The 25957-nt window shown below is 46.5% G+C and carries 17 protein-coding genes; 14 read left to right on the top strand and 3 right to left on the bottom strand.

Translation table 11 applies throughout. The features are described 5' to 3' along the window. Positions 1 to 699, top strand: coding sequence for a cell division ATP-binding protein FtsE (locus ECHVI_RS12190; RefSeq protein ID WP_015266301.1), 699 nt, complete (start codon positions 1 to 3; stop codon positions 697 to 699). 249 nt (positions 700 to 948) lie between these two features. On the opposite strand, the gene ECHVI_RS12185 is transcribed toward ECHVI_RS12190, so the two are convergent. Then, entirely contained in the window at positions 949 to 1842 is an 894-nt protein-coding gene (locus tag ECHVI_RS12185) for a flavin reductase family protein (protein ID WP_015266300.1), read from the bottom strand. A gap of 142 nt (positions 1843 to 1984) precedes the next feature. Here ECHVI_RS12185 and ECHVI_RS12180 point away from each other — a divergent pair, with 142 nt between their 5' ends. The 8 genes from ECHVI_RS12180 (at position 1985) to ECHVI_RS12145 (ending at position 16911) form a co-directional block, all read left to right on the top strand. Next, a complete protein-coding gene (locus ECHVI_RS12180; protein ID WP_245553302.1) occupies positions 1985 to 3874 on the top strand; it encodes a 7TM diverse intracellular signaling domain-containing protein in 1890 nt (629 codons plus the stop codon). A 264-nt stretch (positions 3875 to 4138) separates the two neighbouring features. Beyond that, positions 4139 to 7225, top strand: a complete 3087-nt coding sequence (locus tag ECHVI_RS12175; protein ID WP_015266298.1) for a SusC/RagA family TonB-linked outer membrane protein — start codon at positions 4139 to 4141, stop codon at positions 7223 to 7225. 22 nt (positions 7226 to 7247) lie between these two features. Beyond that, on the top strand, positions 7248 to 8789 hold the full coding sequence (locus tag ECHVI_RS12170; RefSeq protein WP_015266297.1) for a RagB/SusD family nutrient uptake outer membrane protein: 1542 nt from the start codon (positions 7248 to 7250) through the stop codon (positions 8787 to 8789). Between the two features lie 28 nt (positions 8790 to 8817). Then, the gene (locus ECHVI_RS12165; RefSeq protein WP_015266296.1) at positions 8818 to 9909 is read left to right on the top strand and encodes a LamG domain-containing protein; all 1092 of its coding nucleotides are present in this window, start codon (positions 8818 to 8820) and stop codon (positions 9907 to 9909) included. A gap of 290 nt (positions 9910 to 10199) precedes the next feature. Next, positions 10200 to 12092, top strand: coding sequence for a glucoamylase family protein (locus ECHVI_RS12160; protein WP_015266295.1), 1893 nt, complete (start codon positions 10200 to 10202; stop codon positions 12090 to 12092). 97 nt (positions 12093 to 12189) lie between these two features. After that, a complete protein-coding gene (gene bglX / locus ECHVI_RS12155) occupies positions 12190 to 14490 on the top strand; it encodes a beta-glucosidase BglX (protein WP_015266294.1) in 2301 nt (766 codons plus the stop codon). A 10-nt stretch (positions 14491 to 14500) separates the two neighbouring features. After that, positions 14501 to 15307, top strand: coding sequence for a carboxylesterase family protein (locus ECHVI_RS12150; RefSeq protein WP_015266293.1), 807 nt, complete (start codon positions 14501 to 14503; stop codon positions 15305 to 15307). A gap of 11 nt (positions 15308 to 15318) precedes the next feature. Further along, positions 15319 to 16911: a glucoamylase family protein gene (locus tag ECHVI_RS12145; protein WP_015266292.1), complete on the top strand. Its 1593-nt coding sequence runs from the start codon at positions 15319 to 15321 to the stop codon at positions 16909 to 16911. A 148-nt stretch (positions 16912 to 17059) separates the two neighbouring features. On the opposite strand, the gene ECHVI_RS12140 is transcribed toward ECHVI_RS12145, so the two are convergent. Next, positions 17060 to 17773, bottom strand: a complete 714-nt coding sequence (locus tag ECHVI_RS12140) for a hypothetical protein (protein ID WP_015266291.1) — start codon at positions 17771 to 17773, stop codon at positions 17060 to 17062. Between the two features lie 203 nt (positions 17774 to 17976). Here ECHVI_RS12140 and ECHVI_RS12135 point away from each other — a divergent pair, with 203 nt between their 5' ends. After that, entirely contained in the window at positions 17977 to 19053 is a 1077-nt protein-coding gene (locus ECHVI_RS12135) for a fatty acid desaturase family protein (RefSeq protein WP_015266290.1), read from the top strand. Between the two features lie 68 nt (positions 19054 to 19121). On the opposite strand, the gene ECHVI_RS12130 is transcribed toward ECHVI_RS12135, so the two are convergent. After that, positions 19122 to 19673, bottom strand: a complete 552-nt coding sequence (locus ECHVI_RS12130; RefSeq protein ID WP_157501375.1) for an outer membrane beta-barrel protein — start codon at positions 19671 to 19673, stop codon at positions 19122 to 19124. Between the two features lie 304 nt (positions 19674 to 19977). On the opposite strand from ECHVI_RS12130, the gene ECHVI_RS12125 reads away from it, so the two are divergent. The 4 genes from ECHVI_RS12125 (at position 19978) to ECHVI_RS12110 (ending at position 25822) form a co-directional block, all read left to right on the top strand. Beyond that, positions 19978 to 21066, top strand: a complete 1089-nt coding sequence (locus ECHVI_RS12125) for a helix-turn-helix domain-containing protein (protein ID WP_015266288.1) — start codon at positions 19978 to 19980, stop codon at positions 21064 to 21066. Between the two features lie 407 nt (positions 21067 to 21473). Beyond that, positions 21474 to 24332 (top strand): TonB-dependent receptor, encoded by a 2859-nt coding sequence (locus ECHVI_RS12120; protein WP_052331428.1) that lies wholly within the window; start codon positions 21474 to 21476, stop codon positions 24330 to 24332. 10 nt (positions 24333 to 24342) lie between these two features. Continuing rightward, positions 24343 to 25161, top strand: a complete 819-nt coding sequence (locus tag ECHVI_RS12115) for a tyrosine-protein phosphatase (RefSeq protein WP_015266286.1) — start codon at positions 24343 to 24345, stop codon at positions 25159 to 25161. Between the two features lie 202 nt (positions 25162 to 25363). Next, complete coding sequence (locus ECHVI_RS12110; protein WP_015266285.1) at positions 25364 to 25822, top strand: hypothetical protein; 459 nt, start codon at positions 25364 to 25366, stop codon at positions 25820 to 25822. The last annotated feature ends 135 nt before the right edge of the window (positions 25823 to 25957 follow it).

Below are 25957 nucleotides of genomic sequence, written 5' to 3'. Positions count from 1 at the left end.
ATGGTATTTTCCAGTGAACCGGTGGTCCGCCTTGACAAGGCTTGCATCTTCCAAGGCATTACTGCGATCCTGCAGGATGTCACCTTTGATATCGAAAAAGACGAATTCGTATTCCTCATCGGCAGGACCGGAAGCGGAAAAAGCTCTTTGCTGAAAACCCTTTATGCCGACCTCCCCCTAAAAATGGGCTACGGTAAAATCTCAGGGTATGACCTGAAAGAAATCAAAACCAAGGATGTCCCTTTCCTTCGCCGAAAGCTCGGCATTGTCTTTCAGGATTTTCAGCTGTTCACGGACAGGACCGTAGCCGAAAACCTCTACTTTGTGATGCGTGCGACGGGCTGGAAGGACAAAGCCAAAATGAAAACGAGGATGGTTGAGGTCCTCATGCGGGTAGGACTTGGCGGAGCAGCCACCAAAATGCCCCACCAGCTCTCCGGCGGTGAACAGCAGCGTGTGGTCATTGCCAGGGCCTTGTTAAACCATCCCTCTATCCTATTGGCCGATGAGCCCACAGGAAACCTTGATCCAGAAGTAGCCGATGGCATCTTCAAACTTTTTCAGGAAATCAACAAACAGGGAACGGCAGTACTCATGGCCACTCATAACCATGATTTGCTCAACAAGTACCCCTACAGGATTCTTAAATGTGAAAAAGGAAAACTGCTGGACTCCAAGACCACAGAAATCATCAAGTAAAAAAATATTAAGTGCACGGCACGAAGTATGAAATGGCTTGGATTATGCTGAATTGGGCGTTTAAGGAAGCAACCACCTGAACCATCCCTACCTTCTGCACTTCCCCAATAAGCCCTCGTTTACAACGAGCAGCTTTCCGAGCGAGGCATTTGTAATGCTCTTGGTGCTGGAGGATGAGGTCATGCTCTATTGCCGATAAATAGGGTTTAGTAGGGCTAAATGCCCTGTTTTGCTCAAATTGCCCATTTCTCACCCTTGTAACAACACCAGCCAGGCCTCTTCTACCCTATCCGCTGCCAGCAGATCCTTGGCATACTCATGGAGGTTAAAAAGCAAGCTCTCTTCATCATTTTGGAAGCGTACCAGCATCTCCTCAATTTCTGGCCGCATAGCGTAATCTTGGACTGCCCCTTCATCGGGAAGAGCTTCTACATTCCCCAGCTTGCCCAGGTCATTGCCCGTCAGCACCACACTGTGCCTTACCTTCTCCGGTAGTTGATCAATGCCGATTCCCTTGGTCTTAATCGGCTTCTTCACTTTAAAAAGAGCATTTCCATTGGCCCTGCAATACCAGTCTCCCCCCATTCTGGCCACCGCATCCAATTTATCTGGGGCAATCTCCCCTCCTTCAGTTAGAATTGTCTCGTCAATATGTATCAAAAGAATCTCACAAATCACCAAATTGGCCGCTCCGCCTTCTTCTCCTATGGGCCGTATTTCCAGCACCTTACATTCAAAGGCCACTGGAGCTTCCTTCACCCGCGGAGGCTTTACGAAAACCGACCGTTCTTCTGTCAATCCTGCTTTTACAAATTCATTGATCCCCCGCTCATACTCCGTACTGGCCAAAGACATTTGTTGGACCATTTCATAATTCACGATGTTAACCACCACTTCGGGCACTTCCGAGACATTTTCCAAGGTGTGTTTGGTGGTGTTGTCGCGAACTCGCCGAGAAGGAGAAAACACTAAAACGGGAGGATTGGACCCGAAGGCATTAAAAAAACTAAACGGGCTCAAATTGATCTGTCCGACACGATCGATGCTGCTCACAAAAGCGATTGGTCGCGGAGCAATGGCTCCTAACATATAACGATGAAAGGTAGCGGTGGGAACTTCTTTGGGAGAGATTGTTTTTATCATATTTATAGTATGAATTTTGATCAGTACTTTCCAAACTACCGGTCATAAAGTAGAAACCCGTAACTTTGGCAAGCCAGAATGGTTATCAAAGTTTAATTTAATGAAAGATAGCCTTAAATAAAATAACCTTATTCCAGCCCAGATGAAGCGAATACTTTTAATGCTGTCCTTACTGATGTGGTTCATGATGATGAACACTCAGGTCACCCAGGCACAGAGGATTTCAGGAAGCTCTACCTTGAAGATAGATGACAATTTGGACGAGCGCATATTTTCCATCGGCCAGTTGGAATTTTTCGAAGACACCACCAACGCCCTGGTGTTTGACGACATCATTCAGCCAGACTTTCAAGAAAATTTTAAAATCCGGCCGTCTTTTAACAAGAATAAATTCGATATCAACCATACGTATTGGGTCAAGCTTTCCATCGATAAGACCCCTGAAAGCTCCAAGAAGTGGTTAATGGAGTTTTATGACCAGACGATCGACGTCGTGGAGGTTTATGCGCCAGATGGAGAGGGAGGATTTGAGGAAATTATCATGGGAGATGCCATCCCTTTTGACTCCAGGAATTTTAGCCATAAGAACTTTGAACTGTTTATTCATAATAACAGTGAAGGGATCAGCAACTATTATGTAAAGATCCAATCCCACCAAAAAGCAGACATCCGGATCGCCATTCGTTCTGTCAATCGCTTTATTTATTATGCGTTAAACGAGTATTTTGCCTACGGGGTCTTTTACGGAATGATTTTGATCATTGGTCTTTACAACCTCTTGGTCTACACGGTAATCCGGGAGATTAAATACCTTTATTACACCTTCTATCTCATCAGTGTGGGCATTTACGCACTAAGCGTGGATGGCATCGCATTTCAATACCTATGGCCAAACTTTCCCAAATGGAACCAGATCGCCAATGGCGTCTTCAGCTACTCCATCGTCCTATGGGCCATATTGTTCTCGATCAAATTTCTGAACACCCGCTTTCGATCACCAAAAATCCATCAGGCCTTAATCGTCATATTGATCATAAAGTCGATTATCTTTCTCATCGGCCTTTTCTGGGACCCCAAACTTTTTGAGATCAAGTATTATGACATTATCCCCTTCTTCTTCATCTTTATCGCCAGTGTTTACATTTGGTCCAGGGGATACAAGGTAGCGCGATTTTTCGTGATCGCCTATGGCGTGCTCTTTATCGGTGTAGTGGTCAAAGTACTGGTCAATGCCGCCATAATACCCCATATGACACTGGTCTATTACAGCCTTCACCTGGCCTTTTTGGTGGAAATGCTGCTATTGACCTTTGCGTTAGGAGACCGCATCCAAATCCTGAAGGACAATAGAGACCGGGCAATGCGCAGGACCATTCGGCAGATGGAGGATAATTTTGCCCTCAAAGAAAAAGTGAACAAAGAACTGGAACTGAAAGTAAGCGAACGAACCAAGGAATTGGCACATAAAAACAAGCTTTTGGAAGATTACAACCAACAGCTGACCGAAAAAGACGAAGAAATCAAGCGCATCAACTCCCTTTTGGACCGGGACAACTGGAAGCTTAAAAGCAGCATCAAGGAGTCTTTCCAGGCACGACTGAGCAATAAACTGCTTTCGTTCGAGGAATTTCAGAGGATCTTTCCAGATCAATCAGCCTGTTTACGTTATTTGGAAGAATTCAAATGGGGCCAAGGTTATGAATGCAGGCATTGTGGAAACACCAAAAGCTCCAAAGGCCCCAAACTCTTCACCCGTAGGTGCTCCAAATGTGGCCATATCGATTCGGTCACCGCTGGGACCATTTTTCACGGTGTCAAATTCCCGCTTGAAAAGGCTTTTTACATCGCCTACGAGCTGATTGCCAACACCGAAAAACGCACATTGGAGCAATTAGCGGAGTTATTGGATTTACGTAAAAACACGGTTTGGAATTTTCGCAAAAAGACCCGTCAAAATATCGAAGCCCATAATATCGAGCATCCACATTGGGATGATATCCTCCTCATCATGCCTAAGGGGGAATTCAGGTAATCGCATCAGCATACTACTCGATATAGTATTTTACCGTTACATTTCCTCGTCAAACCCTCCCCAATAAGTAAAATAGGGGGTTTTTATTGATACTAAACCATGAATTTAGATACTAATACGACCCCTAACCCACCCTGAAAAACACCAAGATTTTAACATTTTTTTGTCTTCTCATTTTTCTTTCTTCTACCTTTTCGACTCCAAACGAGGCAACATGCAAACGTTTGAATTTTACCTATTTTAAAACCCAAAATATTAACACTTATGATTAAGCTTTTACGCATAAGTAAGGAGTCATGGAAGCCCAAAGCACCTTTTTTAGGGAAGCTTTCCGTGATGATGGTCGTTTTGGTACTTTGGGCTTTTGCCAATACCGCCATGGCACAAGAAACCGAAGTCACCGGCAAAGTCCTCGACCCGTCCGGAGCGCCAGTTCCCGGAGTTAACATCCTCGAGCAGGGCACAAGTAACGGAACGGTGACTGATTTGGACGGTCTTTATTCCCTCACCGTCAGTTCACCTGAAGCCACCTTAAAATTCTCCTTCATTGGCTTCGAACCGCAGACGGTCCCGCTTAATGGCCAAACCCAATTGGACATTACCATGCAAGAAGAGCTCACGGGGCTGGAAGAAGTCGTGGTCATCGGGTACGGGGCCCAAAAGGAAAAAGAAATGACCTCTGCCATCACCACCCTTAAGACAGAGGATTTGGTCAAAACCCCTTCATCTAACGCCATGCAGTCCCTCCAAGGGAAAGTGGCCGGCGTGCAGATCGTCAGCAAGGGTGCTCCCGGTGCTTCCCCAACAGTAAGGGTGAGGGGGATCGGATCCTTTGAAGGCGGTGGTGCGCCATTGTATGTAGTAGACGGAATGTTTTTTGACAATATTGACTTCCTGAACTCAAACGACATCAAATCCCTCTCCGTCCTGAAGGATGCCTCTGCATCCGCCATTTACGGCGCCCGGGCTTCCAACGGGGTGGTGCTGATCGAGACCAATTCTGGCGAATACGAACAAGAAGCTAAAATCGAGTACGATGGATATTACGGCATCCAAAACCCGCAAAATATCCTAAAAATGGCCAACAGCCAGCAATTCGTTCAGTATGTAAACGAAACCGGTTCGGCAGCCGACATGGCCTTCGTGAACAATGCCATGCAAGCTTACGGAAGAAGTCGGATTGACCCCAGCATCCCTGCGGTGAACACCGATTGGTACGATGAAATCATGAGCACCGCTCCCATCCAGAACCACACGTTGACCTTCTCAGGAGGTAGTGCCAAAACACGCTATTCGATCGGTGGAAGCTACTTTAGCCAAGAAGGCTTGCTTAATGAAACCAGAAACGAATACGAACGGGTAAACATCCGCGCCAATGTGGACTCCAAAGTCAAAGACTGGATCACTGTAGGAGGTAACTTCACCTTCAGTACGGCCAAGCAATACGTAGGCTCAGATGCCGCATGGTTCAATGCCTATTTCGCCGTACCTATCCTACCTAAATATGATGAGGATTTTGGCGCCAGTCCCATCCCTCTTTCCAATGCACAGCGGCTAGGGTACCGAGGAAGACAAAACCCTTTCTACCCGCTGCAGTACAACGATAGCAGAAACAAGGTGAACAAGATCAACGGAAACCTTCATGCTGAGCTCACCTTTATCCCGGACAAGCTAACCTTCAGAACAGCCTATAATTACAAACTGGATATGATCAATGCCCGCAACGTGAACTTCACGTATAATGACGGTGTACTCAACCCACTATCCAGCATGTCCAGGACGAACAGCCTGTATTTTGACCAAATCATCGATAACTACATCACGTACAAGGAATATTTTGGTGACCATGGACTTACCGCTACTTTGGGACAGTCCTTCAGAAGCGAAACCTTTGAGAGGTTAAATGGCTCCCGAAACGATCTGGACCCCAATCCCACGTTTGAAAATGAGGAACTATGGTACCTAAACAACGGCCAGGCCAATGACATCAACGCCGCTACGGATGATGGCAGCCGAATTTTCTACCTTTCTTATTTTGGTAGGTTGGCCTATAATTACAAGGAGAAGTACCTACTTTATGCCACCTACAGAAGGGATAACTACAATAAATTCCAAGTAGACAGTGAAGACTTCCTCACTTTTGCAGCAGGATGGGTAGCCACAGAAGAAGAGTTCTTTGACGTTAAAGGCATAGATTTCTTGAAATTTAGAGCCTCATGGGGTCAATTAGGTAATGATGGCATCGATCCTTCCGTGGGTCAGCCCACTTTGGAGGGCACTACCACTGCCATCAACAATGTACGGGTACCGGGCTTTCGCCTGAATCCTACTTACGACTTGATCAATCAAGTAGAGACCACAGAGGAAACCAATTTTGGCATCACGGCAAAATTCTTCCAGAATAGGCTTTCCTTAGATGCGGATTACTACATCAGAAACACCGAAAGCTTAGCTGTCACCGTATTGCAGCCGCTCTTCAGGGGCTCGGTGAGAAGAAGTGTGGGCGAAATCCAGAACAAAGGATTGGAAGTAAGCCTCAACTGGGAAAACCAAGTAACAGAAGACTTCTCCTACTTTATCGGAGGAAATTTTGCTACCCTTCAAAACTCGGTCAAAGACTTGGGCGGCCCCAGCTATCTAAATGCCGGTTCGGCGGAATTTCGTCAGCGCTCCATCATTGGCCAGCCTTATGAAGCTTTTTATGGCTATGAAGTGGCCGGTGTGTTTCAAAATGAAGCAGACATCGCCAACAGCGGCTATTCAGAGCAATTCTTAGCCGATAATGATTTGGTGCCGGGAGACTTTATGTTCAAGGACCAAAACGGTGATGGTGTCATCGATGACCTCGACAGGGTCGTTTTGGGTTCCTATTTGCCAGAGCTCACGTATGGTGGAAACCTAGGTTTCCGGTATAAGAACCTGGATTTTTCAGTCCTTATCCAAGGGCAATCTGGCCATAGCATTTTGAACCGTAAAAGAGGCGAAGTAATCTTCACCAATGACACCAACATCGATGCAGAGTTGGCCACCAATTTATGGCGGGGCGAGGGCACATCTAACCGATACCCATCTGCTGCTGGACTTCGCAAAGGCTGGAACCAAAACTTCAGTGATTATTTCGTCGAAGACGGATCCTTCTTTAGGATCCAAAATGTACGCATGTCCTACTCACTATTGGATAAGGAAGTGTTGGGGCTGATGATGCCGGAGACGCGCATCACCCTAACCGCAGAGCGGCCGCTGACCATCTTTAACTACAACGGCTTCAATCCAGAAGTGGACAACGGCATCGACCGTCAAGTATACCCGATTCCAGCCGTGTACACCGTAGGCCTAAACCTTAAGTTTTAAAACCCATAACCGAAGTAACGTCATGAAAAAATTACCATATAAACTGACCACCTTGGCCATGGTTTTATCCCTTATGGCCACCGTATCCTGCAGTGAATACCTTGATGCACCGCTGGAAAACAAGATTTTGGCAGAACAAACCGATTATAGCCAATCCCAAAACATGATACTCCTGCTGAACGGAGCCTACTCGGAATTCTATGGATTCCAATGGGAAACCTTCCCGCTCATTTCGGTTAGGGGCGATGATGTCGACCCTGCCGGTGATCAGCAGGTTTTGTTCGATACAGATGAGTTCAATTATGGCAGAAGCTTTTGGATTTATAATTCCACGTGGCTCAACTTCTATTCCGATATCATGTATTGGAACGGTGCCATTGAAGAGATCCAAAAATACCAAGAAGCAGGAGCAAGTGCCTCCAACGCAGCCCAATACATCGCTGAGATAAAAGTCATGAAAGGCTATAACCTCCTGCAACTGGCGAGGCTTTGGAACAATATCCTTATTCCTCCTTCCTCTGACCCAAATGATCTCTACGAGGTAGAACTTACCCCTTTCAATGAGGTCATGCAGTACATCTCTGATCAGATGGACGAGGCCATGCCCAACTTGCCCAATGTTCGTCCAAACCAACGCACAGACATCACTGGGGGCGTTACCCGCTATACAGCCCTCGCGATCAAAGCATTGGCAAACTTGGAAATGGGAAATTACCAGGCAACAGCTGAGGCGACGGGACAAATCATCAGCAGCGGGGAATTTATGCTAGAGAATGACTATTATCAGCTTTTCAAGATTCCCGGCAAGCTGAACAATGAAAATCTATTGGAATTCCAATACTCTGATTTTGGAGCGGAAAGCGGGACTTCTGAGAAATTCCCTTGGCAAGTTTATGGTCCGCAGGCAGTGGGCTGGCAACCAGCCGTACCAGGATCAAGCGGCGGATGGGGATTTTGGGAGCCTACCGAAAAATACGTCAAGTTCATGCTGGACAGAAATGACCGGAAGCGACTGGAAACCACGGTGCTGTTTACGCCGGATGGCATCAGTGCCATCGAGGCAGATCCCGATTATGCTAATTTGCCTAACTGGGTCACCAATGTCACCCCTGATGGAGACACCTTTGGCAATGCCCCTCGATACAACTTCCTCAGTGGCAAACATTACTTGCCCACCACACAGCTGACGCCAGGGAGATTCAATTATGGTGAAAACAAAAATATGATCGCCATCCGGTATGCCGAAATCCTATTGGTTCATGCGGAAGCATTGGTAAGTGGTGCCTCCAGCAGTGTCATGTCTGCAGATGAAGCAGTCAATGCCGTAAGATCACGGGCAAATCTAACCCCTCTGAATGGTGTCACCCTGAATGAGGTGCTGGATGAGAAATTTGCAGAATTTGGCATGGAATGGGGCGTGCGCTTTTTTGACTTGGTAAGGCACGGCCAAACCAGTGAGCTAAACTATGAAGGGCGCTCCTACCAAGAAAGTGACAGGTTTTTACCTTACCCGTTAGATCAGGTAGACATCCTTCCCCAGCTACAAGAAGCTAGCAACCAATAAAAGCAGGTAACACACAAACCCAAAAGACATGAAATTAACTTCTAAACTACTTATAGCAGGTCTTATGGCAAGCAGCATTGCCTGCAAAGACGGTTATATTGATGATATAACGCCGGTTCCTCAGGGAACGGACGAAACCCCTCCTGAAGTATCCATTAACTTTCCCGAACCAGGTCCCTTGACCTGGGTTCCCGAGGAGGTCATGGCCATCAATATTGACTTCGAAGTGACCGATGACATCGAGATCCAAGACATCATCGTGACATTGGATGGAAATGAAATTGGCAGTTTTGCCGATTTTAAAGACTACAGAAATACGGCTATCAAACTGCCGTACGAGAACCTGACCAATGGCGATCACCGCCTTACGGTCACGGCCAATGATTTGTCTGGAAAAACCACTACAAACACGGTGGATTTTGAAAAACCAGAGAATTACATTCCGCAGTATGAGGGAGAGATTTTCTATATGCCCTTTGATGACGCTTATCTTGACCTGGTCAGTGTGATGGAAGCCACGATCGTTGGAGAACCTAGTTTTGCAGGAGAGAGCGCTGGTGGTGCCAATGCCTACAAAGGCGCGGCAGATTCATACCTGACCTTCCCCACCACCGATTTAACCAATGCTGAGTTCAGTGCTTCCTTTTGGTACAAGGTCAATGCAGCACCTGACCGAGCAGGCATCCTGGTCATTGGTCCTCCAGACCAAGCCAACCCAGACGCCCAAAACAACCGTACCGCTGGATTTAGACTTTTCAGGGAAGCCGCAGGAAGCAACCAGCGTATCAAACTAAACGTGGGCAATGGTACAGGAGAAAATTGGTTTGATGGTGGTGCCAGCGCAGACCTTAACCCCAGCAGTGGCGAGTGGGCGCACATAGCCATTTCCATTTCAGGGACGACCTGCGCAGTCTACATAAACGGAAACCCCGTTAGTCAAGGAGACTACCCGGGCATTTCTTGGGAAGGATGCGACATCCTTTCGATTGGCTCTGGTGCACCGCGATTTACCGGTTGGGGACATTTGTCTGACAACAGCTTTATTGATGAGCTGCGCATTTTTGACAAAGCCCTCTCCCAAGCCGAAATCCAAGGCATCATGGATGACGAACAGCCGTAATATTTTAGTATATCAGGAGGGTTTCGGCAATGGAACCCTCCTCTATTTCAACTTCAAATGTTCCTTCCATCAAACCAAAAGTCAACTTAACGAAGGAAACTGCACTTGGAAATTCAAATAGCATCATCAATGTCCAACCCACGGCTATCGCCACAAGTTAAAACCGCATAAATTCAAACTGATTGAATACCATAAAACGTCTTCTATTCATCAATATGCCCAACGTAACCCGAACATTACTTTCCCTGCTACTTTTTTTGAGTATAATTTCCTGTAGAAAGGATGATGACATGCTCGTATCGCTGGAACTTACAGGTGCCCATATTGGAGCGGAATCCTTAGATCCAAATGGCATCACCAGTGGCATTCCAGTGGACAGGGCCATAAGCCTGACGTTTTCCCATCCCATCAGCAAACCGTCCATTTCAGGAGCCGTGTCGCTGAATGACGACCAAGCACCTGTGGAATTTTCCACCAATTTACTTTCGGATAACAAGACCCTTACCATCACCGTGGCAGGCACCCTTAAGACCAGTACGATATATGAGCTGGAAATTCATGACTCACTCGAGGCTAGCGATGGCAGCTCCTTTTCGGGAACCGTATTCAGGTTTGAAACGGTACGGGGAACCCTCCGGGTGACCGAGGCGTCCATTCCAGGGAGCGACACCACTCGCACCAGCAGGATCCAGCATGTACCGACTGCTTTTCAGGCATCATTATCCTTTAACCTTCCCTTAGACGAAACTACTTTTCAAGAGGCCATTACGATGACTGGTCCAGCGGTCTCTCCCTTAGCATTTGAATTGGGCAATAATGGTCAAACAGTTACGATAAAGACGACAACCGCACTGGCTCCATTGACCCCTTATACGCTAAGGATTTCAGATAAACTAAAAGGAAGTAATGGAGAAAACTTCGCTGGGAAAAATCAAATGTTTTATTCTGCTGTAGACGAAACACCAGCATTTCCAGCCCTATCAGAAGAGGCCTTACTGACCAAGGTCCAACATCAGACTTTTCGGTATTTCTGGGACTTTGCCCATCCGGTAAGTGGACTGTCGAGGGAAAGGAATACTTCAGGAAATACGGTCACCATTGGTGGCTCAGGCTTTGGGGTGATGGCCTTGATAGTAGGTGTGGAGCGAGGCTTCATCACCCGGCAGGAAGCGATCACCCGATGGAATAAGATCGTGGATTTCTTGGCCTCTGCTGACCGCTTTCATGGGGTTTGGCCCCATTGGATGAATGGTGAAACCGGCAAGACCATCCCTTTCAGCACCAAAGACAATGGCGGAGACCTGGTCGAAACGGCATTTATGATCCAGGGATTATTAACGGTCAAGGCTTATCTTGACGATCAAGCTCCTGAGGAGCAAATGCTGATCAATAAGATCACCGCCCTTTGGGAAGCAGTGGAATGGGACTGGTACACCAAAGACAATGGCCATGTGCTCTACTGGCATTGGTCGCCGAATTACGGCTGGGAAATGAACCTCCCCATTCAGGGCTACAATGAAAGCCTCATCGTGTATGTGCTGGCAGCAGCTTCTCCGACGCATGCCATCGATAAAAACGTTTATGATACTGGCTGGGCAAGAAATGGGGATATCAAAAACGGTAACAGCTACTACCAGCAAACCCTACCACTGGGCAAAGAACTGGGTGGCCCGCTCTTCTTTGCTCACTATTCCTTCTTGGGGCTGGACCCAAGAAACCTGACCGACAAGTATGCCAATTATTGGGAGCAAAACCAAGCCCATAGCCTGATCAACCAAGCCTATTGCCTGCAAAACCCGAAAGGCTTTATTGGCTATTCTGACCTGGTTTGGGGACTTACTGCGAGCGACAATCACAATGGATATAGCGCCCATTCTCCCACCAATGACCTGGGAGTCATCACTCCTACTGCTGCCCTGTCTTCTTTTCCCTATACTCCGGATGCATCCATGAAGGCCCTCCAGTTTTTCTATTATAAACTTGGGGATAAGCTTTGGGGAGAATACGGGTTTTATGATGCCTTTAACATCACCGAATACTGGTATGCAGATTCCTACTTGGCCATTGACCAGGGACCTATTATCCTTATGATTGAGAATCATCGAACAGGTCTGCTGTGGGATTTATTTATGCAAAACCAAGAGGTGCGCAATGGATTAGATCGATTGGAATTTAATTATTAGGCCGATTTCCCCTCGATGAGTCATTGTTTGCGAACGAAATAATTGAATGAAACGACCAACGATTCAGTGAATTGAAAAGAACACAAAAAAACACGCTATGAAAAAATATATCCTTTTTCTAATGGCCATAGGTGGCTTAATGATGGCCTTCAAGCCTTCAGGAAAAACACCTCCTCCACACCATACGGATCCTTATACACAAAAGGCTGATTCCGTGTTAGCTTTGATGACGTTGGAAGAAAAAATCGGTCAGCTCAACTTACCAGCGGCTGGTGATTTCACGACTGGGCAAGCTTCCAGCTCCAACATTGCCGAAAAAATCAAAGCCGGAAAAGTGGGGGGACTGTTTAATATCAAGACCGTTCAGAAAATTCGGGACGTACAGCGAGTGGCTGTGGAAGAGAGCCGACTAGGCATTCCCTTGCTCTTTGGGATGGATGTGATCCATGGATATGAAACCATCTTCCCCATTCCCCTTGGGCTTTCAAGTACTTGGGACATGGAATTGATCAAAAAGTCCGCTCAGCTAGCGGCCAAAGAAGCCAGTGCAGACGGCATCAACTGGACCTTTTCTCCCATGACCGACATTTCCCGCGACCCTCGCTGGGGCCGTGTATCCGAGGGAAGTGGCGAGGATCCATACCTTGGAGCCCAGATTGCCAAAGCCATGGTGGAAGGCTATCAGGGAGATGATTTGAGCCTTAGCCACACCCTAATGGCCTGTGTAAAACACTTTGCCCTCTACGGTGCACCAGAAGCTGGAAGGGATTACAACACCGTGGACATGAGCCGTCAGCGGATGTACAACGAATACTTTCCGCCCTACAAAGCCGCCGTGGATGCCGGCGTGGGCACAGTGATGACCGCCTTTAACGAAGTAGAAGGCATTCCGGCCAGTGCCAATAAGTGGCTGATGACGGAGGTTCTGCGTAACCAATGGGGTTTCGACGGCTTCGTCGTCACCGACTATACCGCCATCAATGAAATGACCGCCCATGGTATTGGAGACTTGAAGACGGTTTCAGCCAAAGCCCTCAAAGCGGGCGTGGACATGGACATGGTGGGAGAAGGATTCTTGTCCACCTTAAAAGCCTCCCTGGAAGAGGGCACCATCACCGAAACGCAAATTGATGAAGCCTGCAGAAGAATTTTAGTGGCAAAGTTCAAATTAGGGCTGTTTGAAGATCCTTACCGCTATTGTGATGCCGAAAGAGCGGAAACGGAAATATTCAATGCCGAAAACAGGCAGCTTTCACGAGAAATTGCTGCCCAGTCCTTTGTCTTGATGAAAAACGAGGGCCAGGTACTTCCCTTGAAAAAGACAGGCACCATCGCCCTGATCGGGCCAATGGCTGACAATGCCGAAAACATGACCGGAACTTGGAGTGTGGCGGGCAGGTTTAAGGAATCCATTTCCCTGAAGCAGGGCATCCAGCACGCCGTGGGAGACCAAGTAAAAATCATTGAAGCCCGTGGCGCAAACATCGTCGCCGATTCCCTATTGGAATCTCGGGTAAGCGTCTTTGGCAAACCCACCTACCGGGACCAAAGGCCAGAGGAGGAATTGATCGAAGAGGCTTTGGAGGCTGCAAAAGCCGCAGATGTCATCGTAGCTGCCATGGGAGAATCTGCCGAAATGAGCGGTGAATCTTCCAGTAGAAGCACCATTGAACTACCCGAAAACCAACGACGGCTGTTAAAAGCCCTGGCCAAAACAGGAAAGCCCGTCGTGATGGTGCTTTTTTCAGGCCGTCCCTTGGCCATCCAATGGGAAGCTGAACACATCCCCTCTATTTTGAACGTATGGTTTGGCGGCAGTGAAGCGGGTGATGCCATTGCCGATGTCCTCTTCGGTGAGGTAAATCCTTCCGGGAAATTGACCATGACCTTCCCACAGAACACTGGGCAAATCCCCCTTTATTACAATCATAAAAATACCGGCAGGCCACTTCCAGAGGGCCAATGGTTTCAAAAGTTCCGCTCCAATTTCCTGGATGTGCCCAATGCCCCGCTTTTTCCTTTTGGCTATGGATTGAGCTATACGGAATTTGACTATGGGGATATCACCCTCAGCACCGAGAAACTCAGCGGTCACCAAACCCTTTATGCCACCATCACCCTGACCAATGCGGGGCGTTTTGATGGTAAAGAGGTGGTTCAGCTGTATGTCAGAGACATGGTCGGAAGCATGACCCGCCCGGTGAAGGAACTCAAGGGCTTTCAGAAGGTATTCCTCAAAGCAGGAGAAACCAAAGAAGTTACCTTTGAACTGACGCAAGAAGACCTTAAATTCTATAACCACGACTTGGACTTTGTGTTTGAGCCGGGGGAATTTGAAATCATGATTGGCACCAACTCCCATGATGTAAGCTCCATGAAAGTGAATTGGGAGGAATAAAATCACGACTATGCAAAGCCACCATAAACACCTCATTTTACTGCTGCTATCTATATTGTTCATGGATACCGGCAGGCTTTTGGCACAAGACAAATCGTTATTTGAAAAACGGGTCTTTGTGAACCAGAAGGGCGACTCATTGCTGTACAGGATCCTATATCCTGAGCACTATGACCCTGGCAAAAAGTATCCCTTGGTCCTTTTTCTTCATGGTGCAGGAGAACGCGGAAATGATAACGAAAAACAGCTCACCCATGGTGCTGATCTCTTTCTTACACCTGAAAACAGGGCGCAATTTCCAGCAATAGTGGTCTTCCCTCAATGCCCCATGGACAAGTACTGGATAGACATCAGTATCCGCAAAGAACTGTTTGGCAATGGAGACCCTGACTTCAGCCAGTCAGTGGAAAAGCCTTCCGAACAACTTGACCTGGTCAATCAGCTCACGGAAAAACTGATCAAGGAAGCACCGATTGACAAAAAGCGGTGCTATGTGATGGGACTCTCCATGGGAGGTTTTGGCACCTTTGAAACGCTGGGCAGATGGCCGAAAAAATATGCTGCGGCCATTGCCATCTGTGGGGGAGGCAATCTTTCGCTGGTTCCAAAGTATGCGCACCACACTTCACTTTGGATCACGCATGGCGGCCTTGACGACATCGTCCCTCCCGAGCTCTCCAAGAGGGTGTTTGACAAACTCAAAGCCGAAGGGGCTGATGTGAAATATAACCTTTACCCCGAAGCCAACCACAATGCCTGGGATCCGACTTTTGCAGAACCCGACTTGTTGCCGTGGCTATTTTCAAAACATAAATAATCGTTATGACCATGAATAAATTCTTCCAAAAGCATGTGCACTTCTTGTTGGTGTTTTCGGCCATATGGAGTTGTACATCCAAAGAAACCACTCAAGAGAGCCCCGTAAAGGCCACAGGGTATGCCCGACATGTGGAACTCACCTGGCCAGCGCAAGAAGGGGCTAAAGCGTACGAAATATGGGTAAAAAACTCCGGCAAAAACGATTTTAGTAAAAGGGCCACGGTAAAGGATACCCTTTACATGGATTTCGTAAATGACCTGGGCAACAACCTGGAACTGAGGTACCGCATCACCGCACTCAGCCAAGGTGGAAGCTCCTCGGAAATCGGCACCCAGCAAGTACTCACCAAAGACCTGACCGACGAGCAACTGATCGATATGGTTCAGTATTACACCTTTCGATACTTTTGGGAAGGTGCCGAGCCCCATTCCGGTATGGCACGAGAGAGAATCCACTTGGATGGCGACTATCCTCAAAACGACCAAAACGTCGTCACCACGGGAGGCACCGGCTTTGGCATATATGGCCTGCTGGCCGGAATTGACCGTGGCTGGATCAGCCGGGCAGAAGGCGCCGCGAGATTTGAGAAGATGGTCAATTTTCTCGAAAAAGCTGATCGTTTCCACGGAGTATGGCCCCATTGGCTGCATGGTGAAACCGGCAAAGTCAAAGCATTCAGTGAAAAAGATGATGGTGGAGACCTCGTGGAATCTGCTTTCCTCATGCAAGGTCTTTTGGCCGTAAGAGAATACTATGAAGATGGTACTGAAAAGGAAAAAGCCATTGCCACTAAGATTGACCAATTGTGGAAAGAAATGGAATGGGACTGGTATACGCAAGGCGGGCAAGATGCCCTTTACTGGCATTGGTCTCCCAACTACGGCTGGGAAATGAATTTTCCGCTAGAGGGCTATAATGAATGCCTGATCACTTACATCTTGGCAGCATCCTCTCCCACACATCCAGTTCCTGCCAGCGCTTACCATAAAGGCTGGGCAAGAAGTGGCGGCATCAATACTGATGTGGAAGCCTTCGGTTATAAGCTGACCTTAAAACACAATGGCGCTGAAAAAATGGGTGGTCCCCTCTTTTGGGCACACTATTCTTACCATGGGCTCAATCCCAAAGGCTTGAAAGACCGTTATGCAGACTATTGGCAGGAAAACAAAAACCACACCCTGATCAATCGCGCTTGGTGCATCGATAACCAAGATGACCATAAAGGCTACGGGGAAGACCTCTGGGGCTTAACCGCCAGCTATTCGGTCAACGGCTATGCAGGGCATCGCCCAGGACATGACCTAGGAGTGATCACGCCTACTGCTGCGCTGTCCTCTATGCCCTACACACCTCAGGAATCACTAAAAGTGCTTAAAAACCTCTATTATAACTATGGCGACAGAGTGTTTGGCCGATATGGTTTTTATGATGCCATGAGCCCAGAAGCCAACTATTATCCAGAAAGGTACTTGGCCATTGACCAAGGGTCTATCGTGGCCATGATCGAAAACCATCGCTCCGGCCTCGGATGGAAGCTCTTTATGGGAGCACCAGAAATTAAAGAAGGATTAAAAAAGCTGGATTTCACCAGCAATCCCTGAGGAAATCCGCAATATTGAACCCGCCTATTGAACCTATCATCCCGGCACGGAAAACGTGCTGGGATTTTTTATTCCAATGCTGCCTCATTCCTGAATATGCAATAGCCAATCGATTACGGCCTGAAATTACATCTTAACGATCCCCAATTCATAAACCGGATTCAAGGATTTCCAAACAATCGTCCAAATCTCCACCTTTGGTATGGACACATTCGCAAAATTCAAATCCTGCCGTCTCGTTCGGGCCTCCAACAAACTGTGACTTACAGTCTTTCAGGGAGTTTCTGGGCATTACTTCATAACCATACCGAAAGAAAAGTACCACCAAGACCATCGTGGCCACAACTCCTGCAAAAAAACGCCATGGAAAACGGTTACTGTTTTTTGCGGGCTTGGCAAACATCCCCCAAGTCGAATCATGCTTTATGGGCAAAATAAACCTGACCTTGTCATAATTCCATGCGAGCAAGTAAAGGTTTGCCAAGACCATCAGCGGTGCCGTAAGCAACGAACCTTCAAACCGCACGGCAAAGGAGAGAATACAAATATTTAAGATAATAGGAAAATAGATCAATGCTCCCAAGGTCACCGTCTTGGGAATGACGAGCAATACTCCGGCAATTACTTGTGCGATTCCAATAAAGGTATAATAATATCCTGTATGGTACAGTGCTTCCAAATAAGCCCCCATGGGATGAATGGCAGAAAGTCCACTGGCAAAACGCTCATCCAAAATTTTCACCATCCCGGCCATTATAAATCCAAAGGCCAAGCTCAGCCGGCAAAAAATCGAAAAGTACCAGTGCCACCGGTTTCCTTTGACGTGAAAATAAAGCTGATCGATCCGTGATAATGTGCTCAATGGAGGAGAAGTTTTAATGATCCGAGGAGAAAGATAATGCTTTTTATGATTTCAAAATAATCTCCCATTCCGAAATTTCACATGGCAAAACCCATCTCCCCTCCCACCATCTAAACATGCAGAAAACCTCGTTTATCCACTCAGGGTTCCCCCCTTCCGTGCGTGTCCTATTACTAACGAACACTAAACCAAAAAAAGACTTTATGTATCCATCCCTTAAATTTGTCGACACTGAAAATTCACGCTTTTTCAGCACGCTTAAAGGACGAATCGACGATTATTTTCACACTAACCAACTGTCCAAAAAGGCCAATACCGCCATGGTAGCCAAAACAGTAGTATACCTCATTGCTTTTATAGGTCTCTATGGACTGATCATTTTGGAAGTATTTTCGCCACTTATCACGCTATCATTGGCCATGCTCCTTGGTGTGACCATGGCCTGCATTGGATTTAACATCTGCCATGACGCCTTGCACGGTGCTTACTCTACCAATTCGAAAGTCAATAAATCCCTGGGCTTTTTGTTTAACATCATCGGGGCCAGTGAGTATGTGTGGCGCATCACCCATAACAAAATCCATCATACCTATACGAACATTATCGGCCATGACGGGGACTTGGAGGTAGCCCCTGGGCTGATCAGGCTTTCCGATAAGGACAAAAAGAAGTCGGTTCATCGCTTCCAGCACGTGTATGCTTTTTTGCTATATTCCCTTACTTCCTTATCCTGGTTTTTCAGAAAGGATTACCTGAAATTCTTTCAAAAAAATATCGGCGCACACACCAACAAGCATCCCAAAAGGGAATATTTCAACCTATTCGCCTATAAAGCCATGTACTATACCCTATTCATCATCATCCCTTTGGGGGTCATGGACATTGCCTGGTGGCAGTTTTTGATAGGGTACCTGTTGATGAATTTTGTGGAAGGCCTGGTCTTGGGGCTGGTATTCCAACTGGCCCATTTGGTAGAGGAAACGGATATGCCCTCTCCAAAAATAAATGAACCCATCGAGGCTGCTTGGGCGGTGCATCAAATGAGGACCACGGCAAATTTTGCGGTGGACAGCAAAACAGCCACTTTCCTATGTGGAGGGCTTAACTTCCAAGTCGAACATCACCTTTTCCCAAACATCTGCCATATCCACTATCCTGCCATTTCGAAAATCCTTCGTAAAACAGCCGCAGAATTTAATATCCCCTATATCAATAACGGCCCCTTTCTTACGGCATTGGGATCCCACTACCGGTTTTTAAGAAAGCATGGACGTAACTAAACACCGGATTATCATCCATTGCTGCAAAGGAGAAAATCACTTCAATAGTGAGTGTGGAGAGCAGAATGCTAAAAACGATAGCCTACACCAAACTGCACACCGAACTCCGTCAGCTTCTGGTGATGGGGGGTGTTTTTATGAAATGGGATCAAGGCGTGCTGCTTAAAATTGGGATTGATAAAAAGGGAAAAATGTTGAAAAGCATATTTCCCTCCAAATCCCAAGCTATATCCAATTCCTGGTTGCTTATCGATGAAGCTTGGATTGTCAGCCCCATCAAAATCCAATATGGGACCTCCATTGACAAAGAAATGTTTCCAAAAAGTGTAATGTGCATAGATGGGAACTGAAATAAGATGATAGTCCTCCTCGTTCACCGTAACCGGTTCACCCCTATATTCCGGATGGAATATGGCTGTGCTACTAGAATAATTTACGCCAGATTCGATGGAGAATCTCTCAGAAATACCTTTTAAGTATCTAATGCCGAATTCCTTAAAATTAGCATTTTCATAACTTCCACCTCCATCCATTGCTGGGTAAACATAGTCAGCGCCAGCTACACCATAATAAATCCTCACTTCATCAGTGCTTTGTGCTTGGAGACAAAAAGGTACCATTCCAGTAATAATCATTAGAAAAATAGCGGTAGCTTTTACATACATAGCGAGTACTTTTGATTAAAGCCAAAAGGTAAGGCATTTTATGTCAACCTGAAATACCCCATTGTGGGTAGTTTGGAATTTATGGTAACCTCCAAAGCTATCCCCACATCAAACATAACATGCCATTAACATCCAATTAACCTTAAAAAGGTACTTTTGATAGATAGTAAGCAAGGAATTCCTGCTGTATTGCCCGCGGCAAGGAATTAAAATCACCGGAAGAGCGAAGCACATTTTATCATTTTAATTGCAATGTACTATGGGAATCATGTTAACTGTTGTCATCTTGCAGGCCTTGACCAGTGGGTTACTGATATACCTTAACAAGCGGTACAAGGGAGAGGATCTGTACCTGAGTCTTCTTTTTGGAATCATCGCCATACACGTTTCCTACAAAGCCCTGCTATACTGGCTGGTGGATGATATGGAGGTATTTGACAAGCTCCATGGCTGTTTCTCCCTACTGTACGGCCCTTTGCTTTACTTCTATGTTCAATCCATTCGTAACCGACCTATTTCATCTGCACAAATTATTGTCCATGCTTCTCCATTTTTTATTGGCTTCGGGCTCAATATCATGATGGTGATGCTGCTGATGATTCAAGAGACCTCTGCACTCATCATGGAACTGTACCATCAAGGAGTCATCATCAGCGTATTTGTCTCCTTTTCCGCATACAGCCTGTATTCACTTTATTTGCTCCATCACACTTCAAACAACAATGCCATTTACCGGCAAAAAGCCACCATTGCCCGGCTGATTGCCGCTTGTAATCTCCTGCTATCTTTTTTGGTGGTCTTTGGATGGGTCATGCTGATTTGGGACGTGCAATTTCCGGTCTCCACACGATACATTTATTACTTTTTGATGCTGGCCTTATTTTACAGCATCATCCATATCCGCACAAGGATGCTCCTACATGCCAAGCCAAGTGAAACTACCTTTCCTAAAATCTCCATCCAAGCCCAAGAAAAATACAGGAACTCAAAGGTCTCCGAGGAGGAGCTCGCTACCATTCTCGATCAGATCAACAAGGTTTTCAAAGATAAAAAGCCCTACCTTAATCCGGATTTTAATTTGGACCAATTGGCAAAGGAACTGGATACTACCAAGCTCAAAATCACCCAGGCCTTAAATCTCCATCTCGGACAAAATTTTTACCAATATGTCAATTCTGCCAGGATAGAAGAATCCAAAAACCTTCTCCAGCAACCCAACGAGGATAACCTCACGGTGGTCGGCTATGAAAGCGGCTTTAAATCCAAATCTACCTTCTATAAATACTTCAAAGAGGCTACTGGCTGCAGTCCTAGCGACTATAAAAAGTCTCTGCAGGTCAACGGATAAGCCTTTACCTGAGCCATTTTACTTACACTCGATCGAGCCCTATTCCTCGCCATCTAAGCATGACGAAGCAATCTCGTATACAAAGCGAGATTGCTTCATTGTATTGCTCCTTGCCCCTCGCTCCCTTCGGCTTCGCTCAGGGGGCGAGAGGACGGAGGAAGCAATCCCGTATTGAAATCAGTTTATGATCGAACTCAGGTTATTAAACCTTCAAATTGAACACCAAAATCTCCCTCAACCCTAAAATTACCTGTCATTCACTTTTTCATAACCATTTCATAACAAACCAAAACCAATTGATTTACAAATACTTACATTACAAGTTATATCTAGAAAGTACGGATAAATTTACGCGGACGACTTCCAGAACTACATACAATAGGTTTGTTGAAAAATTAATCAAGCACATGAAAAAACATTTACCATTAATCTTGACATTACTGATTTGGGCGACGCAGGTCATGGCCCAAAATCAGGCATCTTTGTCAGGAAGTGTATCTGACCAGACTGGATACCTTCCTGGTGTTAATGTATTGGTGATGGAAACCAGCCAAGGTTCCCCCACTGATTTGAATGGGAAATTTGAAATTGCCAATCTCCCTGCTGGCAAGGCCACCCTCCGCATCAGTTACTTGGGATTTGAAACCGTCACCAAGGAAGTAGAGCTCAAAGCAGGATCCAACAGTGTGGGTGATATCCAACTGACGGAAGCATCGGGAGATCTGGAAGAATATGTGATCCAAGGCACCATGGTTCCTTCTCAGCTAAAGGCCATCTCGATCAAAAAGAACTCCCTTGCCATCATGGATGTCATTGCGGCTGATGCCATCGGCAAACTCCCGGACAGAAATGCTGCCGAGGCTGTTCAGCGCCTCCCTGCTGCCAGTGTCAACCGCTACCACGGCGAAGCCAATCAGGTCAGCGTACGTGGAACCCCTTATGCTTGGTCTTCCACCCTCTATAATGGCACCAGGTTGCCAAGCTCCAACTTTAATGGCAACAGGAATGCCCTGCTGGACGCCATCCCCGCTGAAATGATCCAGTACGTGCAGCTTTCCAAGGCCATCACGCCGGATATGGAAGGGGATGCCATCGGAGGCTCCATCAACTTCGTCACCCGGTCAGCTCCTCAGGATCGGATGCTCAATGTGAGTGCCGCCGGTGGATATAACCAAAAATCCCAAAATGGCAGCTATAATGCCTCTATCGTGTACGGGGACCGCTTCTTTAACGATAAGTTCGGCGTCATCCTGGCCGCTTCCATCTGGAACAGGAATTTCTCGTCAGACGAAATTGTATTGGATTATAACCTGAACAGTGCCGTTCCTTCAGAGCGTTACAGCATCAATACCATGAATGCCAAAAGGTATTATGGCACCCGCCGCACTACTGCGCTTAATGCGGCCCTGGAATATGAATTCAACACCGATCATAAGGTTTTTGCCCGTATCGTCCAAGACCAGTTTGATGACATTCGACCGGTTTATGAAGCTTATTATGAATTTGACGCAAATCGCTATCGCTATAGCAACAGGGAGTCGGAGTACCGCACTTACCTAAAAGGATATGAATTTGGCGGCGTACACCATCTTGCTACCAATTTTAAGATGGACTGGAAGCTATCTTCCTATGAAAGCTATTATAACTTGGACACTCCGCCCAACATGCCAAGTGACCTCAAAGGCTTGCCCATTGCACAGTTTTATCAAAACCTTGAAGGGGACTTCGGCGGACGCTCTGCTGATGGCCGTGTTTACAATGTCTTCGATGCGCCCGATGGCAAAGGAATCACCCCGCTCAATTTTGATCCGGAGCTAACCAATGAGAACGACTTCATGGATCCCGATAGGCTGACCTTACAGCAATTGATCATTTACCAGATCGACCAGCGTGACCGAGACCATGTTGCACAGATGAACTTTACCTGGGATGTAAATCCTAAGTTTAGCCTAAAAGCAGGTGGAAAGTTCAGGTTTAAGGAAAACGAAGCCCAGCAGACTCCTGCGGTATTCCTTCCAAATGCACGCTTGGGGATTCCAGGATCAGCCCCTTTACGTACCCTTAGCGAATTCCAGCGTATGGATTTCCCTGCCCCCGGGACCTTTTTCCAAGAGCTCAACGGCCAATTTGATGGTTTGGCCATCCGCCCCATGCCTCAAGACCAAACGTTTGAAATTTTCTCTCCAGAATTTATGGCGGAGAATGACATCAACAATTATTCTCCCGCTTCCAACGCCACGACCACCTATGAAGGCACCGAGGACGTGTATGCCGGATACATCATGGGCACGTATGACCTCACGGACCAAGTGCAGGTAATCGGTGGGTTCAGAAATGAATTCACCAAACTCACCATGAACAGTTTCGCATACGACGATGAAACAGACGAAGTCAGCCCTGTCTCCAGGGACAATGATTACAATGCCTTTTTGCCCATGTTTCATGTCAAATATAGTCCAAAGGAACAAGTAAACTTGCGCGCTGCTTATACCCGGACATTCAGCCGACCAAACTTCGGAAGCCTCAGCCCATCAGAAAGCATCGATACCTCCACAGGCATCCCGCGTATTTCCCGTGGAAATACCGAATTGCTCCCTACGTTTTCCAACAACTTTGACCTGATGGGAGAATGGTTTCTGGAAGACATTGGGATGATCACAGCAGGTGTCTTTTATAAAGATATTGATGATTTCATCTTTACCGATCTGTCTGCCGAAACCATTGAGGGCACCAATTACCTGGTTTCCCAGCCTAAAAACCTCGAAAGCGCCTACTTGATCGGATTCGAAATGGGCATCACCAAAAGGTTTAGCAAATTGCCCGCCTTCTGGAGCGGATTTGGTGTGGATGTCAATTACAGTAGGATTCATTCCGAACTGGAGGTTCCCAGATTGGACGATGAAGGAAACATCACCTCCACTGACATCACGACCTTACCTACCCAATCCAGCAACCTGTTCAATACCGCTGTGTTCTACGAAAAAAGTGGACTGATGCTGCGATTGGCAGGAAACTTCAGGGGAGCATCCGTGGAGACCATCAACCAAAACCTTGGCCCTGACTATTATGTCCATGTAGACAATAACTTCACCGTGGACTTCTCTGCTGCCTATTCGATCACAGATAAGATCAAGGCTTTTGCTGAAATCAGAAACCTGACCAATGAACCTTATGTGCAATACCTCGGTGACAACAAGGACCGCATCACTTCCAGTGAATGGTACTCCACCAATGGACAAGCCGGAATCAGATTTATCATTTTCTAAACCAATTACCATGAAACCATTAAAAACAATCCTTGCGACCGCAGCCTTATTGACCTCCTTTTCTACTTATGCCCAGAAAAACCTGGGATTGGAAGCCAGCCCCAACTTCCGGGAATTGGGAGGCATAGAAACAGCGGATGGCAAAATCCTCAAAGATCACCTGATCTACCGCTCAGGAAGTTTCAGCAACTTGCCTGAAGAGGACAAGGAAAAGCTCGCAAAAACCGGGATCACCACTGTCATTGATTTCAGATCTGACTACGAGATCAAGCGTGAGCCGGACGATATCCCTGCCTCACTGGATGCCGAATGGATCAATAGCCCCATAGGCAATATCGATCCTAAGTCCATGCAGCAGTTTATGAAGGCCCTTACCGGTCCTTCCTTTTCTACCGATCAAGTGGATTCCCTGATGATCGCGGCCAACAAGGGCTTTGTGGACAATATCACAGACTTCAAGCCTTTATTTGACCATCTCTTGGAAAAAGACGAAGTGGTGCTGTTTCACTGCAGTGCGGGCAAAGACCGGACAGGTTTTGCTAGCTCCCTCCTGCTCTACACCCTTGGTGCTGATTGGGATACCATCATGGCAGATTACCTCCGTTCCAATGAAGCCGTGGGAAAAGCCGACCATTCCAAACTGGAGATGTACGGTATTCCCAAAGAACGTGCTACTTATATGATGGGCGTGAAAGCTCCTTATCTGGAAGCCGCTTGGGAAAGTGTCCGTGAACAATATGGCGATGTGGACACCATGCTGGAAAAAGAACTGGGCATTGGAAAAAAAGAAAAAAAACAGCTTAGAAAAAAATACCTAAGCAAAAAATAACAGTGTAAAAACTACTTTAAAAATCATCAGTCTATTTTTTCAAAAAGCAATCCGAAGATTCGGATTGCTTTTTTATTTTCAGTATGAAATTTCAAATGTAAAAAGTAGCAGAGAATCAGATATTATTATTTTTTTTATCAAACAATTGGGCAAATGAACCATCAATCATTAATTTCAAAGATTGAAATAAATCAAAAAAAACATGAAAAAATTATTGACTTTTACATTAGTATTTTTCTTGCTTGGGTTAGCAGTAAAAGCCCAATCCACCTACACCACGGCCGTCGGTCTTAACATTGATTTTGGTGAAGGCACTACCTTGGTGGGACCATCCATTAAACACTTCTTCAAAGGACCCCATGCGGGATTGGGGGAAGTCACCTTTGGCAATAACCTTACTGCCCTGACGGTCCTTTACCAATATCACGGTGAGATCGACAATGCCAATGGCCTCAAGTGGTTTGCAGGCATTGGCCCCACAGTACTATTTGGATACGGGGATTCCAGTTTTAATGTGCGTCCAGATGTTGGGCTTGATTACAAAATCCAAGATGTACCGCTCACCTTTACCTTCGATTGGAGGCCTATTCTAAACTTTGACTATGAAACCACCTTCACTGCTGCTAGATTTGGGCTAGGAATTCGCTATGCGTTTAATTAAATCGAAAAGCAGCGCTGACCGATTTCATTAAAAAATGATTTTACAGAGCATCCCATGTAGGCATAAATATCTAATGATGGGATGATAAGAGGTCAGGCCGAGCGGAGTCGAGGCGCTATGTCTAGCCTTCGACTC

It is taken from the genome of Echinicola vietnamensis DSM 17526 (assembly GCF_000325705.1).
Classification (GTDB): domain Bacteria; phylum Bacteroidota; class Bacteroidia; order Cytophagales; family Cyclobacteriaceae; genus Echinicola; species Echinicola vietnamensis.
Note: the sequence above shows the minus strand (reverse complement) of the source record. Positions and strands in the feature narration are given on the sequence as shown.

What these genes read in the sequence shown, in the direction of transcription:
- ECHVI_RS12170 (WP_015266297.1), top strand. Translation starts at nt 7,248, where the DNA reads ATGAAAAAATTACCATATAAACTGACCACCTTGGCCATGGTTTTATCC.
- ECHVI_RS12130 (WP_157501375.1), bottom strand. Translation starts at nt 19,673, where the DNA reads ATGGTACCTTTTTGTCTCCAAGCACAAAGCACTGATGAAGTGAGGATT.
- ECHVI_RS12120 (WP_052331428.1), top strand. Translation starts at nt 21,474, where the DNA reads ATGAAAAAACATTTACCATTAATCTTGACATTACTGATTTGGGCGACG.
- ECHVI_RS12135 (WP_015266290.1), top strand. Translation starts at nt 17,977, where the DNA reads ATGTATCCATCCCTTAAATTTGTCGACACTGAAAATTCACGCTTTTTC.
- ECHVI_RS12190 (WP_015266301.1), top strand. Translation starts at nt 1, where the DNA reads ATGGTATTTTCCAGTGAACCGGTGGTCCGCCTTGACAAGGCTTGCATC.
- ECHVI_RS12185 (WP_015266300.1), bottom strand. Translation starts at nt 1,842, where the DNA reads ATGATAAAAACAATCTCTCCCAAAGAAGTTCCCACCGCTACCTTTCAT.
- ECHVI_RS12160 (WP_015266295.1), top strand. Translation starts at nt 10,200, where the DNA reads ATGCTCGTATCGCTGGAACTTACAGGTGCCCATATTGGAGCGGAATCC.
- bglX (WP_015266294.1), top strand. Translation starts at nt 12,190, where the DNA reads ATGAAAAAATATATCCTTTTTCTAATGGCCATAGGTGGCTTAATGATG.
- ECHVI_RS12145 (WP_015266292.1), top strand. Translation starts at nt 15,319, where the DNA reads ATGAATAAATTCTTCCAAAAGCATGTGCACTTCTTGTTGGTGTTTTCG.
- ECHVI_RS12125 (WP_015266288.1), top strand. Translation starts at nt 19,978, where the DNA reads ATGGGAATCATGTTAACTGTTGTCATCTTGCAGGCCTTGACCAGTGGG.
- ECHVI_RS12165 (WP_015266296.1), top strand. Translation starts at nt 8,818, where the DNA reads ATGAAATTAACTTCTAAACTACTTATAGCAGGTCTTATGGCAAGCAGC.
- ECHVI_RS12115 (WP_015266286.1), top strand. Translation starts at nt 24,343, where the DNA reads ATGAAACCATTAAAAACAATCCTTGCGACCGCAGCCTTATTGACCTCC.
- ECHVI_RS12150 (WP_015266293.1), top strand. Translation starts at nt 14,501, where the DNA reads ATGCAAAGCCACCATAAACACCTCATTTTACTGCTGCTATCTATATTG.
- ECHVI_RS12180 (WP_245553302.1), top strand. Translation starts at nt 1,985, where the DNA reads ATGAAGCGAATACTTTTAATGCTGTCCTTACTGATGTGGTTCATGATG.
- ECHVI_RS12110 (WP_015266285.1), top strand. Translation starts at nt 25,364, where the DNA reads ATGAAAAAATTATTGACTTTTACATTAGTATTTTTCTTGCTTGGGTTA.
- ECHVI_RS12175 (WP_015266298.1), top strand. Translation starts at nt 4,139, where the DNA reads ATGATTAAGCTTTTACGCATAAGTAAGGAGTCATGGAAGCCCAAAGCA.